Genomic DNA, 15,865 nt, shown 5'->3' with positions numbered 1-15,865 from the left:
TCTATACATTTCAATTACTTATCTAATTTCAGCCTTTACAGACCTTCGATGACATCAGAATTCCGCTTAAATTGCATGCAATCTTTGCATACAAAACTTGCATGCAAAAAACCGGACAGGATTTATGCTCCGGAAGGCCATTTTGAAAAGGACGCCCCATGCTGGACGAAAACAAAGACACCCTTCCCGAGGAAGCGCAGATCGTCAGGGAATATCTCGACGCTTCCATGAAACCCAATCCGGATCTCGCTGCGACATACGTTGCCGACGATGTGACGATCACGTTTACGGGCGGACGGGTATTCAACCATCCGTCAGGTCCGACCGGCTTTAACGCGAAGCGGTACAAGTGGGTGAAAAAGAAGATGGACCGTTTCGACGTTGCCCGCGGGGCGGACGGGGTTGTCGTCTACTCTGTCGGGACGCTTTACGGTGAATGGCCGGACGGAACCGCCTTCGAAGGCAACCGGTATGTCGACCGGTTCGAAGTGCATGACGGCAAGATCACAAAGATGGATGTCTGGAACGACAGCGCGGAGCGAATTCTCACCCGCATGGGCATTGAAGCCTAGTCGTCTCCTCGAACGGCGCGGACGTAAGGTTCCAGGGCATCAAGATAGATGCCCTGCCCCTTGTTTTCGGGCTTGATCAGCGCCCGGTCCGCCACGGCCCCCAGGTGGTGTCGCATGAGATCCCTGGCCCGATCCTCATCGCCCTTGGAAAGAGCATCAATAATTTCCCGGTGCTCCTGGATCCCGCAATCAGTGGAATGCGGCCGCGAGTAAAGCGCCAGCGTCAACCCGCATCTATAGCCGACATCTTCCACGTAGCGGATCAGAACCGGACTTTCCGTGAGCTGCGCCATGAGAATGTGGAATTCCGTGGCAAGCCGTATGGAGACAGGCTCAGGTCCCTTTTCAGCGGCAATTTCCTTGTCGAGATGCGCATTCAGCGCATCAAGGTGCTTCTGCGAAAATTCAGCGCTCAGCCGGGACACCACGAGGTCTTCGATCTGGCATCGCAGATCAAACAGATCCCGCGCCTCTTCCAGGCTGGGGGTTGCGACAACGGCTCCCCTGTTCCGTCGCAGTTCGACAAGGCCTTCCGCTGCGAGCCGTTCCAGTGCCTGGCGCACGATCGTCCGGCTCGACCCGAAACGCTCACCCAGCGAATCTTCCGGCAGTTTCATGCCCGGTAACAGGGCACGCTCAAGGATGGCACTGCGCAGGGCTGCGCAAATTTGTTCGGAACGATTCATCAGTGCTTCGGATCACCAGCTGATTTGCCGCTCAAACAAATCAAATAGCTGCAGATTTGCCAAGTGTCCGAATGCCTCGATTTTCAGCTCCGGCTATTTCCCCTCGCACAGAGAAAGCCTGATTGAATTCAAATCCTTCACCTTGCCCGATCTGACGGCCTGTTGCCCGAAAGACCTGCCCCACTCCGATGAGGACCGGACCTTCCAGTCCGAGCAAATCGACACCGCGTTCAAGTTCGTCCAGTGTTCCCGACCAACGCTTTTCGTCGGTGCGGGATATTCCCGAAACGGCAACGACGGGGGTCGCAGCGGACAAGCCTTCGGCAATAAGCCGGTCTCTGATACGGCCGGCCATGCGCGCCCCCATGTAGAAAACGGTCGTAGTCGCTGGGTCGGTAAGCGCAGCCCAATCTACGGTTTCCGGCAAATCTCCCTTGCGCGAGTGGCCGGTGACAAACCTGACCGACTGAGCATGGTCACGGTGCGTCAGGGAAACGCCCAGGCGTGCCGCCATGGCAGAGGCCGCTGTGATGCCGGGAACAACGGTTGCCGGGATGCCTTCAGCAGCAAGACGGTCGAGTTCCTCTCCACCACGGCCGAAGATCATCGGATCTCCGCATTTGAGCCGCACCACGTGTTTGCCCTGTCGTGCCAGCAAAACCATCATGTCGTTGATGTCTTCCTGGCGGCAACTTTGCCGGCCACCTCTTTTTCCGACCAGCATCCGCCTGGCTTCTCGACGCGCAAGTTCGAGAACCGCGTCATCGACCAGATCATCGAAGAGAATGACATCAGCCGATTGCAGCGCACGCACGGCTTTCAGCGTCAGGTATTCGGCATCGCCCGGCCCTGCCCCCACAAGGGTGACTTTGCCTGCGGCAGATGTCCTTGCATCCTCCAGAAGTGCTTCGGCGAGATGGTCTTCCTCTTCAGGCGCCGACTTGCCCGAAAAAGCAAGATCGGAGATCCGCTCCCAGAATCGGCGCCGCTGTGCCCCCGCGTCCAGCAGGGAAAGCGTCTTTTCCCGCAACCGGCTTGCCAGCTGCGCCCATCCTTGCAGACTTTCAGGCATCAGCGTCTCGATCCGCCGTCGGATCGCCTGGCCAAGGATCGGCGCGACCCCATTGGTCGAGATACCGATGACGACCGGTGACCGGTTGACGATGGACCCGAACTGGAAGTCGCAATAGGCGGGGTTGTCGATCACATTGACCGGAACTCCCGAGCGCCGCGCGGCCAAAACAAACGCTTCAGCTTCTTCGTCACTTTCTGCATCGGCAATCGCAAGGGCTGCGCCCTCGAAGTCTTGCTGCGACCAGCAGGACCGGTGATGTATGAAACGCCCCTTGATGCTGCCGGCCACAAGAAGTGCCTCGAAAGCCGGCTCCAGCTCCTGTGCATGAACATGCACGTCTGCCCCGGCAGCGGCCAGCAGCTCCGCCTTCCAGGCGGCAGCTTCCGTTCCGCCTGCCAGCAGGACTTTTCTTCCTTCAAGCGGAAAGAACAGCGGCAGGCTTGCAAGAGCCCCCACGCGTGCCGGACGGCTCCGGCGCTTTACCTCAGCTGGCTTGCGCAATGTCGGCATCATCGAGGCTTTCCTTTGCAATTTCATCGAGAAGCGTCTGGATTTCCGAGCGGCAGGAGCCGCAATTTGTGCCGGCTTTCAGTGTTTCACCGATTGCACCGACACTTGTCGCACCGCAGCGTGCGGCTTCGGCAATCTGGTTGCAGCCGATCTGGAAGCAGGAGCAGACCAGCGCCCCCGGATCCGGCCTGTCTGCCGGCACCCGTCCAGCAAGAACCCGTGCCCGCTCCTGCGGCGAAACGGGCCCCTCACCCAGCAGCCCACAAGCCCATTGGCGCGAAACTTCCACCGGGGATGCGGAAAAGAAGAACGCTGCCTGCAGCACATCGTCCCGCCACTCAGCCAAACGTCTCCAGCCAGCGGCACCGTCCGATATATCGGTCGTCTCGTTGCTGGACGAGGTCAACGCAGCTGCGATTTCCGCGAAATCCGCGTCGGCTTTCGCCGAGAACTCAAGCCGGTAACCGCCAGGCACAGGAGCAAGGGCCCAGTAGTCGGCAGCGATCTTCTCCGGTCGCTGGCGCAAGACGGCAAAACCGAACCAGGCCATTTTCGCTTTTGCCACAGCCACAGGCGTGAACTTGGATCCTGGCTGTCCGGAATGAGGGTCTGTCTCAGGCGCCATAACCGCATCGATGCGGGCTTTCGATGCAAGCTGGTCGGTCCAATGCATCGGCACGAAGACTTCTCCCGGGGCGACCCGGTCTGTCAGTAGCGCCCGCACAATTACAGCCCCATAAGGGCTTTTGACCGTTACCAGATCTGCCGGGTCGATTCCGAGCTTTTCGGCATCGATCGGGTTGAGTTCGGCAAAAGGTTCGGCAAAATGCGCGGTCAGGCGCGGCGTCTTGCCGGTGCGCGTCATGGTGTGCCACTGATCGCGGATCCGGCCCGTATTCAGGGAGAACGGATAGCGGCGCTCTGTTTGCCGCGGTGCCTTGAAAACGACCGGCACGAACTGCCCCTTGCCGCTTTCGGTAAAAAATCCTCCTCCGGCAAAGAACCTCGTATCAGCTGGTAGTGCCCCCGCCGGCTGCGGCCACTGAAAGGGTTCCATGGCATCGAAATCGGCATTGGACACGTCCCGATAAGCGCCGATATCGAAACCCCGGCTACCTTCATTCCGAAACCCGGAGAGTGCTGCATGCTCACGGAAAATCGCCGCAGCCCCTTCATAGGAAAAGGCCCCGGCAAAGCCCATGCGCCTTGCGACTTCGCTCAGGTGCCACCAGTCGGGGCAAACCTCACCGGGAAGCTCCAGGAACGCACGCTGTCTTGAGATCCGGCGCTCGGAGTTGGTAACCGTCCCGTCCTTTTCACCCCATGCGGCTGCAGGAAGCAACACGTTCGCATAGGGAACCGTGTCGGCTGCCCGCGTTACTTCCGAAACGACAACAAAGGGACATGCTTCAAGGGCTTCTGCCACACCATCTGCATCCGGCAGACTGTCTACCGGGCTTGTCGCCATGATCCAGAGCGCCTTGATCCGGCCTTCCCGCACGGCCTTGAAAAGCTCAACAGCTTTCAAGCCGGACCGATCAGCCACGACCGGGCTTTGCCAGAAGTCCTGCACGATCCCGCGGTGCTCGGCATTTTCCAAAGCCATGTGGCCGGCGAGCATATTGGCCAGTCCACCGACTTCCCGGCCGCCCATGGCGTTCGGCTGACCCGTGACGGAAAAAGGGCCCATGCCGGGCTTTCCGATCCGTCCAGTTGCCAGATGTGTGTTGACGATGGAATTGACCTTGTCAGTCCCGACGACCGACTGGTTGACACCCTGGCTATAGACGGTGACCGTCTTTTCCGTCCGGGCAACCATCTTGTAAAAGAGTGCGATATCCTGACGTGACAGGCCGGTCTTTTCGGCGATCTGGCCGATCTCGCAGGGTCCTGCAGCCTCAACTGCCTTCTCAAGTCCTTGAGTGAAGCGATTGACATAGCTGTCATTCACGACAAACGCTTCCGCCAGAAAGGCGAGCAGCCCGTTAAAGAGGGCAACGTCCGTGTCGGGCTTCAATTGCAGGTGCAGATCGGCGATGGCGCAGGTCGCTGTCTTGCGCGGGTCCACTACGACCACCCGCAACGCCGGGTTTGCAGCCTTGGCCGCTTCAAGGCGCTGGAACAGGACCGGATGACACCAGGCGAGATTGGAGCCGACCAGCACAACAAGGTCTGCCAGTTCAAGATCTTCATAGGTTCCCGGAACCGTGTCCGAGCCGAATGCCCTGCGGTGCCCGGCAACCGAAGATGCCATACAAAGGCGGGAATTGGTGTCGATATTCGCCGAACCGATGAACCCTTTCATCAGTTTGTTGGCGACGTAATAGTCTTCGGTCAGGATCTGGCCGGACACATAAAACGCAACGCTATCTGGTCCATGTTCCCGAATGGCATCCTGAAAGTTGCGCGCGACAAGATCGAGCGCGTCATTCCAGTTGGCGCGTTCGCCGTCGATTTCCGGATAGAGCAGTCTGTCATCCAGCGAAAGCGTTTCTCCAAGGGCCGAACCCTTGGAACAAAGCCGGCCGAAATTTGATGGGTGCTTGGGGTCACCTGCAACAGTCACCGTCCCGTCCGGGTGCCGGGTCGCGAGGACGCCGCAGCCGACACCGCAATAGGGACAGGTGGTCCGGATTGTTTTTTCTTGTTCGGTCATGCCATCAATCCCGGTTCTTGATTTACCAGGCGTTGTAGCCAAGGTATTTGCCCGACATCTCGATCTTCACCCGGTCTCCCTTGGGGTTCTCAACACGGGTTACCGACATGTCGAAATCGATGGCCGACATGATGCCGTCGCCGAATTTCTCATGGATCAAAGCCTTGATTGTCGGGCCGTAGACACCGACGATTTCATAAAGACGGTAGATGCACGGATCCGTCGGCACGGTCTGCGACCAGATCTTTGTTGGGCTCTCCTGCAGTACTAGCGCCGCTTCCTGCGGCAGACCGAGTGTCTCCGTGATTGCCTTTGCCTTGTCTTCCGGCATGGCGTTCATGCCCATGGCCGCCGAATGGGTCCAGACAGGCGACATGCCGATCGCTTCGGCAATGCCTTCCCATGTGAGCCCCGCCTGGCGCTTCGCCGACAGGATCATGCTGGTAACGTCTTCACGGGTAAGAGCGGTCATGAAAATCTCCTATGAATTGCCGAAGAGTTGAAACAAGAGGATGGCGCAGAGCACCGCCAGAACAGCAGAGACGATCTGCCAGAAGCGGACCGGATCCCGTTCCGCCAGAGGGACAAAACGATCTGAACTGAAGGCCGGGTTCGGGCGACGAAGATCTTCCAGGAAGGCGCTCAGCGCTTCGTAGCGCTTGCCCGGCACGGGATGAACCGCGCGGCAAAGCGCACCATCGACCCAGTCCGGAACACGTTCCGTGACAGCTGTCGCACTGCGATAGCGCAGTGCAGCCTGAGCCCGCTCACTCGTTGCCCTGGCAACGGCCGCACCATAGGGCAAACGCCCAGTCAGCATTTCATAGGCGATCACACCGAGCGAAAACTGGTCGCTGTACTCAGTCCCGAGGTAGCCGAGAAACACCTCTGGCGCGGTATATTGGTGAGTGCCGAGGATCTCACCCTTGTCGAGCGAAGGAGCGGCTTCCATCACGCCGGAGATCCGCACCGACCCGAAATCGATGATTTTTACCGTGCCGGACGTGTCGATCATGATGTTTTCCGGCCGCAGGTCCTGATGGACCATTTCCTTGCGGTGGAAGGCCATCAATCCCCTGGCCACCTGCTCCAGAATCCCGCGCACGGTCTCAAGGCTGGGGTGAGGATTGTCGATCATCCACTGGCGAAGCGTCTGGCCTTCGACAAATTCCGTTGCCAGAAAAAGCGTCTGACGGCCCTGCGGATAGGTGGAAGCCTTCAACACATGCGGCGATGAAATCCGGCGTGCAACCCACTCCTCCAGCGCGAACCGGCGCAGATAGTCTTCCTCTCCGCGTAAATCGAGCGACGGAAACTTGAGCGCCACCGGTTCGCCGGTTTCTTCATTTTCCGCCAGATAGATGTGGCTGCGGCTGGTGGCGTGCAGGCCGCGCATCAAACGAAACCCTTCATGGGTGCCAGGCACCTTCGGCAGCGGCGCCGGTGGCAAGGTGCCTTCCCCGTTCAAGAGATCATCTGCACCGGGTTCCGCAATGTCGATCACCCGCACGATCTGAACGGTCAGATTATCGTTGCTGCCTGCAGCCAGCGCCTTTTCGACAAGTGTCCTGGCTGTCTGGTCGAGAACTTCGCCAGCCAGCACGGCGTCGGCCATATCCTTAGCCCGCAAGAAGCCATGGACGCCATCCGTCGTGAGAACAAACAGATCGCCCGGACGAAGATCGAACACGGCATAATCGATATCGACAGATTGCCCGACCCCCAGAGCTCTGCCGAGATAACTCTCTTGTTCGGAAATCCGGACAGTGTGGTCTTCCGTCAGCTGTTCCAGGCTCTGGCCGGAAAGACGCCAGATGCGGCTGTCACCGACATGGAAGAGATGTGCCTTACGCCCCTTCAGGACCAGGGCAGAAAAGGTGCAGACATGGCCCCTGTCGAGATCGTCGACCTGTTTCGTCTGGCTGAAAAGCCACGAATTGGCGGCAGAGATCACCCGGACGGCAGAGGTCTTCACTGTCCAGGCTTCAGAGGTGCAATAGTAATCGGAGAGAAAGGATTTGACGGCCGTTTCGGCTGCGACATGCGCAACCGGACTGGAGGAAATGCCGTCCGCGACAGCAAGTGCGATGCCCTTGTGCACCAGGGCCGGGCCGTCCGGCACCATGGCGCCATGAAAGTCCTGGTTCAGGGCTTTCCGTCCGGCAGACGAATACTGGCCGGTTTCGACGCTCAAGGTGGTATGGCGGACTTGCATCAGCACGGGAAAAGGCTCCTCGGGAAAAGACGCTCCGCCGCCAGTGACGGCGGAGCGTCGCACTTATTCGGCAGGCGCTGCGACCGGCGCCTTTTCGTAGCCTGCTTTGCGGGATGGCGACGTCTTGTAGTGGGTGGCGTAGATCATGCCGCCGACGAAGGTCAGCCCGCCGACCAGATTGCCGACAACAACCGGAATTTCGTTGTAGGCAAAGTAGTCGAACCAGGTGAAGTTGCCGCCGAGCATGATGCCCGAGGGGAACAGGAACATGTTCACGATGGAGTGCTCGAAGCCGAGATAGAAGAACACCAGGATCGGCATCCACATCGCCATGATCTTGCCGGAGACAGAGTTCGACATCATCGCGGCCACGACACCGGTCGAAACCATCCAGTTGCACATCACTGCGCGGATAAAGACCGTCAGCAGTCCCGCCCAGCCAGCGGCGGCATAGCCGAGCGTCCGGGTTTCACCGATCTGGCCAATCTTCTGGCCGACGGCGTTCGGTTCCTGGCTGAAACCCATGGTGAAGATGATCGCCATGAACACCGCCGTGGTCAGGGCACCTGCAAAGTTGCCGGTAAAGACCAGGCCCCAGTTCCGGAACACACCGCCCCAGGTGCAGCCCGGACGTTTAGCGATCACGGCCAGCGGCGCCAGCGTGAACACGCCCGTCAGAAGGTCGAAGCCCAGCAGATAGAGCATGCAGAAGCCGACCGGGAACAGGATCGAGGCGACCAGGAAATTGCCGGTATTGACGGCGATGGTCACGGCGAAGGCGGCGGCAAGGGCAAGGATGGCGCCTGCCATATAGGCCCGGATGAGCGTGTCCTTTGTGGACATGAAGATCTTCGCTTCACCGGCGTCGATCATCTTGGTGGCAAATTCCTGTGGCGTTACATATGACATCTGAATTCCTTTCGCGAGAGTGCTCGGCCGGTCAGACGGCTTCGTGGGAATAGGAAAGGTCGATAAGGATCCGGCCGTCCTCCAGCCGGACGGGGAAAGCTGCGGTGCGGCCTTCGTCAGCTCCTTGCGCGGCTCCCGTTTCCAGGGAGATCACCCAGTTATGCAACGGGCAGGTCACACATCCGTCATGCACAATGCCCTGACTGAGAGGCCCGTTCTTGTGCGGGCACTTGTCTTCCAGCGCAAAGACGTCGTCCTTGGCGGTGCGGAAGATGGCGATGGTCATGTCGCCATTCTTCACGCACCGCGCTCCCTCCCTGGGAATGTCTTCAAGGGTGCCGATATGGACCCAGTTACGGATGTCGGCAGTCATTCGGCAGCCTCCTTCGTCAGAACAGCCATCGGCTTGAATTCATGCTTGTCCTTGCCGGAGACACGCTCCGACCATGGGTCGACCTGGGCGAATTTCTGGGAGAAGACGAAACGGTCGAAATACGCCACGCGCATCGCCTCATCGTCCATGATCTGGCGACGGATCTCCTCCAGGCCTATGCGTTTCGCCCACTTGTAGATCCGCTCCAGGTAGTGGCCCTGCTCGCGGTACATCTGGGTGAGCGCAGCAACATGCTCGATCGCCTCCTCCTCGGTCTTCACCAGGCCCAGAACTTCCGTGCCCTTGATGTCGAGACCGGCAGCTCCGGCGAAGTGGATCTCGTAACCGCTGTCGACGCAGATGATGCCGATATCCTTGCAAGTTGCTTCCGCGCAGTTTCGCGGGCAGCCGGACACCGCCATCTTCAACTTCGCCGGGGTCCAGGAACCCCACATGAACTTTTCCAGCTTGATGCCGAGCCCGGTGGAATCCTGCGTGCCGAACCGGCACCAGTCCGTCCCGACGCAGGTCTTCACGGTTCTGAGGCCCTTGGCGTAGGCCTGCCCGGAAACGAACCCGGCCTTGCCGAGGTCCGCCCAGACCGCCGGCAGGTCTTCCTTCCTGATGCCAAGCATGTCGATGCGCTGGCCACCGGTGCATTTCACCGCCGGAATGTTGAACTTGTCGACCACATCGGCAATCGCCCGCAGTTCCTTGGACGAGGTCATCCCGCCCCACATGCGCGGGACCACCGAATAGGTGCCGTCCTTCTGGATGTTGGCGTGGACACGCTCGTTGATGAAACGGGACTGGTAATCATCCGCATATTCATCCGGCCAGTCGGAGACCAGATAGTAGTTGAGCGCCGGTCGGCACTTTGCACAGCCGCCGGACGTGGTCCATTCCAGTTCCTGCATCACTGCAGGAATGGATTTCAGCTCCTTGGACTTGATCAGGCGGCGGACCTCGTCATGGCCCAGGTGCGTGCAACCACACATCGGCGTCACGGCCGCCGGGTTATAGGCATCGCCCAAGGTCACCTGCATCAGTTGCTCGACCAGTCCCGTGCAGGTGCCGCAGGAGTTCGAGGCCTTTGTGTGGGCCCGAACACTGTCCAGGGTCGTCAGGCCCTTCTCCTTGATCGTCGTAACGATCTTGCCCTTGCATACGCCGTTGCAGCCGCAGATTTCCGCATCATCCGGCAAGGCTGCAACGGCCGCCGTAGGGTCCAGCGGGGACCCTCCCTGGTAAGCCTGGCCAAAGATCAGCGTCTCGCGCATGTCCGAGACGTCGGTACCTTTTTTGAGGAGGTCGAAGAACCACGGACCATCGGAGGTCTCTCCGTAAAGGACGGCACCGACGATCTTGTTGTCTTTCAGGACGATGCGCTTATAGACGCCGGCCGACGCATCACGCAGCACGATCTCTTCCCGGTCGTCGCCTTCGGAAAAATCGCCTGCCGAATAGAGATCGACACCTGTCACCTTGAGCTTCGTCGCGGTGACCGAGCCCGTGTATTCGGAAGAAGCGCCAAGCAGATTGTCGGCAATCACACCCGCCATTTCATAAAGCGGCGCGACAAGCCCGTAACACATGCCGCGGTGTTCGACGCATTCCCCGAGCGAGAAGATGTCCGCATCGCTGGTGCGCATGTCATCGCCAACCAGCACACCGCGATTGACGTCCAGCCCGACCTCCCTGGCAAGGTCGGCCGACGGGCGGATGCCGACGGCCATGACGATGATCGAGGCTTCGATCTCGGTGCCGTCGTCAAGGCGGATGCCCCTCACCTTGCCTGCATCATCACCCAGGATTTCATGACTGTTTGCCTTGGTGCGCACGTCGATGCCGCGACGTTTGAATTCCGCTTCGAGCAGGAACCCCGCAGCCGGGTCGAGCTGGCGTTCCATCAGGGTCGGCATCAGGTGCAGAACGGTTACGTCCATGCCCTGCATCTTGAGACCGGCCGCCGCTTCAAGACCCAGGAGCCCGCCACCAATAACAACAGCGCGACCGCCGCGTTTGGCCGCATCCAGCATCTTTTCCACGTCGTCCAGATCACGATAGGTCAGAACCCCGTCCAGGTCCTTGCCAGGAAGCGGAATGATGAAGGGGGAAGATCCCGTCGCGATCACCAGCTTGTCGTAAGAGGCGGTGACGCCGTTTTCCGAGGTCACCGTTTTCGCGTCCCGGTCGATCTCGGCAACCCGGGCTCCCTTGTGAAGCGTCACGCCATGTTCGGCATACCAGTCGTCGCCATGGGTGATGATGTCCTCGTATGACTTCTCGCCTGACAGTACGGGCGACAGCATCAGCCTGTTGTAGTTGACCCGCGGCTCTGCATTGAAAATGGTGACGTCATAAGCATCCCTGTCTTTTTCGAACAGGTTTTCGAGCATCCGCCCGGGTGCCATGCCGTTGCCGACGATGACAAGTTTCTGTTTTGTCATGGCTTTTCTCCAGACTTTCATTCGGCTGCTTCGGCTGCCGCGGTTTGACGGGCCATCCGTGCGGCCCGCTTTTCCTGAATGGATTTCAACTGGTCTTCGCTCGGGTCTGCGCCGCCCTCATAGGCTTCCAGGAAGTCCAGAAGCTCCTCGCGGTAGGCGTAGTAATCCGGGTGGGCGAGCAGCTCCTTGCGCGACCTCGGCCGTGGCAGGTCCACTTCCATGATGTTGCCGATGCGGGCATTGGGCCCGTTCGACATCATCACCACCCGGTCGGCGAGCAGGATGGCCTCATCGACATCATGCGTGACGCAGACGGCCGTCACCTGGGTGCGTTTCCAGACATCCATCAGGACGTCCTGCAGCTCCCAGCGGGTCAGGCTGTCGAGCATGCCGAAGGGTTCGTCCAGCAGCAGGAGCTTCGGCGACAGGGCAAAGGCCCGTGCAATGCCGACGCGCTGCTTCATGCCGTTGGAAAGCTCCGAAGCAGCCTTTTGCATGGCGTCCGACAGACCGACCTTGCCGAGGTAATATTCAATCACGTCCCGCTTTTCGGCCCTGGACGCATCCGGATAGACCTTGTCGACCCCAAGCTCGACATTCTCGTAAGCTGTCAGCCAGGGCATCAGGCTCGGCGCCTGGAAAACGACGGCACGGTCCGGACCGGCCTGCGTCACATGAGTGCCGTCCAAGACGATGGCACCTTCGGTGATCTTGTTGAGACCGGCCACCATGGACAGGACCGTCGACTTTCCGCATCCGGAATGGCCGATCAGGGTGATGAACTCGCCCTTCTTCATTTTCAGATCGAAACCGTCGACAACCGTCAGCGGCCCCTTCGGCGTCGGGTAGACCTTCTTGAGCTGAGAGAAGTCGAGATAACGGTCCTGAACCGCGGATTCCGATGCCCGCTCATAGGCCGCCGGAAGCTTGTCGGCAGGCTTCGGACGCTGGGTAATCGGAACGATGTCCGGCAGAACGATTTCCCGTTCCAGATCAGCGCCACGCTCGGCACCTGCTTCCATCAGGTATTCGGTGACTTCGGCACGCAGCCGAATGAAGTCGTCATCGTGATTGAGTTCACCGCGATCGCGTGGCCGCTGAAACGACACCTTGAACTCCGGACCGAGCGTTGCCGGTGTGCCGGGCTTCAGGGGTATGATCCGGTCTGCTAGAAGGATTGCCTCATCGACATCGTTTGTGATGAGAATGATGGTCTTCTTCTCTTCGTCGCAGATCGCGGCGAATTCGTCCTGCAGCTTCGCGCGGGTCAAGGCATCAAGAGCGGACAGCGGCTCATCCAGCAACAGAAGTTCCGGCTGCATGGCAAGGGCCCGTGCCACGGCAACGCGCTGACGCATGCCACCGGAAAGTTCCGACGGCTTGCGGTCCCTGGCATGCCCCAGACCGACCATCTCGATGTACTTGTCGCAGATCGCCTTGCGCTCTGCGGTGCTCTTCTTCTTGAAAACGCTGTCGACGGCCAGCGCCACATTGCCGAACACCGACAACCACGGCATCAGCGAATAGGACTGGAACACGACGCCCCGATCCTGGTGCGGCCCGTCAATTTCCTTGTTCTTGAAGATGATGCCGCCCTTGTCCGGCTCGATGAGACCGGCCAGCAGGGAGATCAGCGTGGTCTTGCCGGTGCCGGAAAACCCGACGATGGCAATGAACTCGCCCTCTTCCACTTTCAGATTGATATCGTCCAGCACATCCGTCCGGGTGGCATTTTCGCCATAGGATTTGGAGACGCCGGAAATTTCCAGAAAGGACATATCCGTCTCCTTAGCGATTGGCCGAGAATGTGAAGGCTCGCTGCAGGGCAAACATCAGCCGGTCGAGCATGAAGCCGATGATGCCGATGGTCAGGACTGCGACCATGATCTTTGCGAGCGACTGGGAAGAACCGTTCTGGAATTCGTCCCAGACGAATTTCCCGAGCCCCGGGTTCTGCGCCAGCATTTCTGCCGCAATAAGCACCATCCAGCCCACACCCAGCGACAGGCGCAGCCCGGTGAAGATCAGCGGCAGAGAGGACGGCAGAACCAGCTTGGTAACGGTCTTCCAGGTCGGCAGCTGCAGAACACGGCCGACATTCATCAGGTCCTTGTCGACCGAGGCCACACCCAGCGCGGTGTTGATCAGGGTCGGCCACATGGAGCAGAGCGTCACGGTGACGGCGGAGATCAGCAGAGATTTAGACAGCCAGTCGACAGGATCGGCATAGGTTGCCGAAACGATCATCGTGACGATCGGCAACCATGCCAGCGGCGACACCGGCTTGAAGATCTGGATCAGCGGATTGATTGCGCCGTTGAAGGAGCGCGACAGACCGGAGGCAATGCCAAGCGGCACGGCAATCAGCGTTGCGATCAGGAAGCCGAGGCCAACGGTTTTCAGCGAGGTGCCGATCTGGTCGATATAGGTCGGCTTGCCGGTATAGTCGCGCCACTTGATCTTGTCGGTCTTGCCTTCAGCTTCGTATTTGGCGTTGCGTTGTTCCTGGCGATCGTAGAACGCAGCGGCCTTGTCACGCTCGCGCTCATGATCGTCCCAGAGGTTGACCGCCTGGCTCCAGACGGCCGCCGGCCCGGGAACTGCGCCCAGGGATGTCTGCACTTGGGGCGCCAGCGCTCCCCAGAGGACGAGAAAGGCGATGATGCCCAGGAGAGGAATCACGAGAACGCGTTTGAGTTCCCCCAGCTGCTCCTTGGGGCTGTCGCCTGCGGCAATTTTCAGGAGCGGCACGGTCCAGGAAAGGCCAAGCGCATCCAGCCAGCCGGCGGCTTTGTTGATCCGTGTGAAGAGCTTTTCCCGGCGTGCGGCACGGGCAAGGTCCTGACTGCCTGCGGTATCGGCATTGGCCATGTCGTCAATCCTTGTTCGAATTCTGTCGGTTCGTGTCGAATGAGAAAAACGAGCGGCGGGGCTGCAGACCGCCGCTCAAGTTTGGGGAAGATCAGCCGCCCACGACCTGGTTGCCGTCAACCACCTGCTTGCCTTTCAGGCCGATCGGAAGGCTGTCGATGTAGGCGTTCGGCTGCTTGCCGTCGTAGGGAATGCCGTCGATGATGTCCGCCGACGGGGTTGGAGCGCGGTAGCCGTCCGTTTCCCAGGGGAAGTCTTCCTTGGCCACATGCCCTTCCTCGACCAGCATTTCTGCGGCTTTCAGATAGATGTCCGGGCGATAGACCGACCGCGCGACTTCGTCGTACCAGCTGTCGGGTTTGTACTCGGAAATCTGCCCCCAGCGGCGCATCTGGGTCAGGTACCAGACGGCATCGGAATAGTAGGGATAGGTCGCGAAGTAGCGGTAGAAGACGTTGAAGTCGGGAACGTCTCGCTTGTCGCCCTTCTCATACTCGAAGGTGCCGGTCATGGAGTTGGCGATCACTTCAGCGTCCGCACCGACATACTCCGAGCGGGACAGGATCTCGACGGCTTCCATACGATTGGCGTTGTCGTTCTCGTCCAGCCACTTGGCCGCGCGGATCAACGCCTTGGTAAGCGCAAGCGTGGTGTTCGGATATTCTTCGGTAAATTCCTGCGTCAGACCGAAGACCTTCTCCGGATTGTTCTTCCAGATCTCGTAATCGGTGATGACCGGAACGCCGATGCCCTTGAAGACTGCCTGCTGGTTCCAGGGTTCGCCGACGCAATAGCCATAGATGGTGCCGGCTTCCAGCGTCGAAGGCATCTGCGGAGGCGGAGTGACCGACAGCAGAGCGTCTGCCTGGATCTGGCCTGAAATATCCGAACTGGAATAGAAGCCCGGGTTGATATCACCGGATGCCAGCCAGTAGCGCAGTTCGTAGTTATGGGTGGAGACGGGGAAGACCATGCCCATGTTGAAGGGCTTGCCTTCGGACTTGAACTTGTCGACGACCGGCTTCAAGGCGGTTGCCTTGATCGGGTGAACCGGCTTGCCGTCGTCCTGCATCTCCAGGTGCGGCTTCATCATCTCGAAGATCTCGTTGGAAACGGTGATGCCGTTGCCGTTGAGGTCCATGGAGAACGGCGTCACGATGTGTGCCTTCGTGCCGAAACCGATGGTGGCCGCCAGCGGTTGTCCGGCCAGCATGTGCGCCCCATCCAGTTCGCCCGTGATGACCCGGTCGAGCAGAACCTTCCAGTTGGCCTGCGGCTCCAGGGTTACGAAAAGGCCTTCTTCCTCGAAATAGCCGAGCTCATAGGCAACCGCGAGCGGAGCCATGTCCGTCAGCTTGATGAAGCCGAAGGTGAGTTCGTCCTTTTCGACATCCAGCATCTCGGCATATGCGCTGGAAGCGGACACAAGTGCCGTGGCTGCCATCAGGGCGCCAAATGCGGTCCGGCGGGTGATATTCAGGGTCTTTTTCATTGTCGCGTCCTGTCCCTCGTTCGTCCTGCGCCCTCTTCAGCCGGGCACAGGAGCAA

General features: G+C 59.6%; 12 protein-coding genes. 1 reads left to right on the top strand and 11 read right to left on the bottom strand.

Annotated elements, in window-relative coordinates:
* The first annotated feature begins 158 nt into the window (after positions 1 to 158).
* Positions 159 to 572 carry a nuclear transport factor 2 family protein gene (locus FIU93_RS18055; protein WP_152506375.1) on the top strand — a complete coding sequence of 138 codons (414 nt, stop codon included), beginning with the start codon at positions 159 to 161 and terminating at the stop codon, positions 570 to 572.
* Here FIU93_RS18055 and FIU93_RS18050 read toward each other — a convergent pair.
* The 11 genes from FIU93_RS18050 to FIU93_RS18000 all read right to left on the bottom strand — a co-directional run bounded on the left by FIU93_RS18050 (position 569) and on the right by FIU93_RS18000 (position 15,809).
* Positions 569 to 1,258: a GntR family transcriptional regulator gene (locus FIU93_RS18050; RefSeq protein WP_023001129.1), complete on the bottom strand. Its 690-nt coding sequence runs from the start codon at positions 1,256 to 1,258 to the stop codon at positions 569 to 571. The genes FIU93_RS18055 and FIU93_RS18050 overlap by 4 nt on opposite strands.
* Positions 1,259 to 1,298: 40 nt before the next feature.
* Positions 1,299 to 2,843 carry a siroheme synthase CysG gene (gene cysG, locus FIU93_RS18045; protein WP_152507628.1) on the bottom strand — a complete coding sequence of 515 codons (1,545 nt, stop codon included), beginning with the start codon at positions 2,841 to 2,843 and terminating at the stop codon, positions 1,299 to 1,301.
* On the bottom strand, positions 2,818 to 5,499 hold the full coding sequence (locus tag FIU93_RS18040) for a nitrate reductase (protein WP_152506374.1): 2,682 nt from the start codon (positions 5,497 to 5,499) through the stop codon (positions 2,818 to 2,820). The genes cysG and FIU93_RS18040 overlap by 26 nt, the downstream gene beginning before the upstream one ends.
* A gap of 22 nt (positions 5,500 to 5,521) precedes the next feature.
* Entirely contained in the window at positions 5,522 to 5,971 is a 450-nt protein-coding gene (gene cynS / locus FIU93_RS18035; protein WP_023001126.1) for a cyanase, read from the bottom strand.
* A gap of 9 nt (positions 5,972 to 5,980) precedes the next feature.
* Positions 5,981 to 7,714, bottom strand: coding sequence for a bifunctional protein-serine/threonine kinase/phosphatase (locus FIU93_RS18030; protein WP_152507627.1), 1,734 nt, complete (start codon positions 7,712 to 7,714; stop codon positions 5,981 to 5,983).
* Between the two features lie 63 nt (positions 7,715 to 7,777).
* Positions 7,778 to 8,623: a formate/nitrite transporter family protein gene (locus FIU93_RS18025; RefSeq protein ID WP_055654787.1), complete on the bottom strand. Its 846-nt coding sequence runs from the start codon at positions 8,621 to 8,623 to the stop codon at positions 7,778 to 7,780.
* 31 nt (positions 8,624 to 8,654) lie between these two features.
* On the bottom strand, positions 8,655 to 8,996 hold the full coding sequence (gene nirD, locus FIU93_RS18020; RefSeq protein ID WP_173013879.1) for a nitrite reductase small subunit NirD: 342 nt from the start codon (positions 8,994 to 8,996) through the stop codon (positions 8,655 to 8,657).
* Positions 8,993 to 11,446 carry a nitrite reductase large subunit NirB gene (gene nirB, locus FIU93_RS18015; RefSeq protein ID WP_152506373.1) on the bottom strand — a complete coding sequence of 818 codons (2,454 nt, stop codon included), beginning with the start codon at positions 11,444 to 11,446 and terminating at the stop codon, positions 8,993 to 8,995. Before nirB ends, nirD begins: the two co-directional genes overlap by 4 nt.
* A gap of 17 nt (positions 11,447 to 11,463) precedes the next feature.
* On the bottom strand, positions 11,464 to 13,224 hold the full coding sequence (locus tag FIU93_RS18010; RefSeq protein WP_152506372.1) for a nitrate ABC transporter ATP-binding protein: 1,761 nt from the start codon (positions 13,222 to 13,224) through the stop codon (positions 11,464 to 11,466).
* A 10-nt stretch (positions 13,225 to 13,234) separates the two neighbouring features.
* Positions 13,235 to 14,317 (bottom strand): ABC transporter permease, encoded by a 1,083-nt coding sequence (locus FIU93_RS18005; protein ID WP_023001120.1) that lies wholly within the window; start codon positions 14,315 to 14,317, stop codon positions 13,235 to 13,237.
* A gap of 91 nt (positions 14,318 to 14,408) precedes the next feature.
* Positions 14,409 to 15,809, bottom strand: coding sequence for a CmpA/NrtA family ABC transporter substrate-binding protein (locus FIU93_RS18000; protein ID WP_023001119.1), 1,401 nt, complete (start codon positions 15,807 to 15,809; stop codon positions 14,409 to 14,411).
* Positions 15,810 to 15,865: the final 56 nt, after the last annotated feature.

This window comes from Labrenzia sp. THAF35 (genome assembly GCF_009363595.1).
Taxonomy (GTDB): Bacteria; Pseudomonadota; Alphaproteobacteria; order Rhizobiales; family Stappiaceae; genus Roseibium; species Roseibium algicola.
The sequence above is the reverse complement of the archived record's forward strand: the minus strand, read 5'-3'. Positions and strand labels throughout refer to the sequence as shown.

Bases quoted from the DNA above. Each gene is read 5' to 3' on its own strand.
- FIU93_RS18055 (WP_152506375.1), top strand. From the start codon at position 159: ATGCTGGACGAAAACAAAGACACCCTTCCCGAGGAAGCGCAGATCGTC.
- FIU93_RS18050 (WP_023001129.1), bottom strand. From the start codon at position 1,258: ATGAATCGTTCCGAACAAATTTGCGCAGCCCTGCGCAGTGCCATCCTT.
- cysG (WP_152507628.1), bottom strand. From the start codon at position 2,843: ATGCCGACATTGCGCAAGCCAGCTGAGGTAAAGCGCCGGAGCCGTCCG.
- FIU93_RS18040 (WP_152506374.1), bottom strand. From the start codon at position 5,499: ATGACCGAACAAGAAAAAACAATCCGGACCACCTGTCCCTATTGCGGT.
- cynS (WP_023001126.1), bottom strand. From the start codon at position 5,971: ATGACCGCTCTTACCCGTGAAGACGTTACCAGCATGATCCTGTCGGCG.
- FIU93_RS18030 (WP_152507627.1), bottom strand. From the start codon at position 7,714: ATGCAAGTCCGCCATACCACCTTGAGCGTCGAAACCGGCCAGTATTCG.
- FIU93_RS18025 (WP_055654787.1), bottom strand. From the start codon at position 8,623: ATGTCATATGTAACGCCACAGGAATTTGCCACCAAGATGATCGACGCC.
- nirD (WP_173013879.1), bottom strand. From the start codon at position 8,996: ATGACTGCCGACATCCGTAACTGGGTCCATATCGGCACCCTTGAAGAC.
- nirB (WP_152506373.1), bottom strand. From the start codon at position 11,446: ATGACAAAACAGAAACTTGTCATCGTCGGCAACGGCATGGCACCCGGG.
- FIU93_RS18010 (WP_152506372.1), bottom strand. From the start codon at position 13,224: ATGTCCTTTCTGGAAATTTCCGGCGTCTCCAAATCCTATGGCGAAAAT.
- FIU93_RS18005 (WP_023001120.1), bottom strand. From the start codon at position 14,317: ATGGCCAATGCCGATACCGCAGGCAGTCAGGACCTTGCCCGTGCCGCA.
- FIU93_RS18000 (WP_023001119.1), bottom strand. From the start codon at position 15,809: ATGAAAAAGACCCTGAATATCACCCGCCGGACCGCATTTGGCGCCCTG.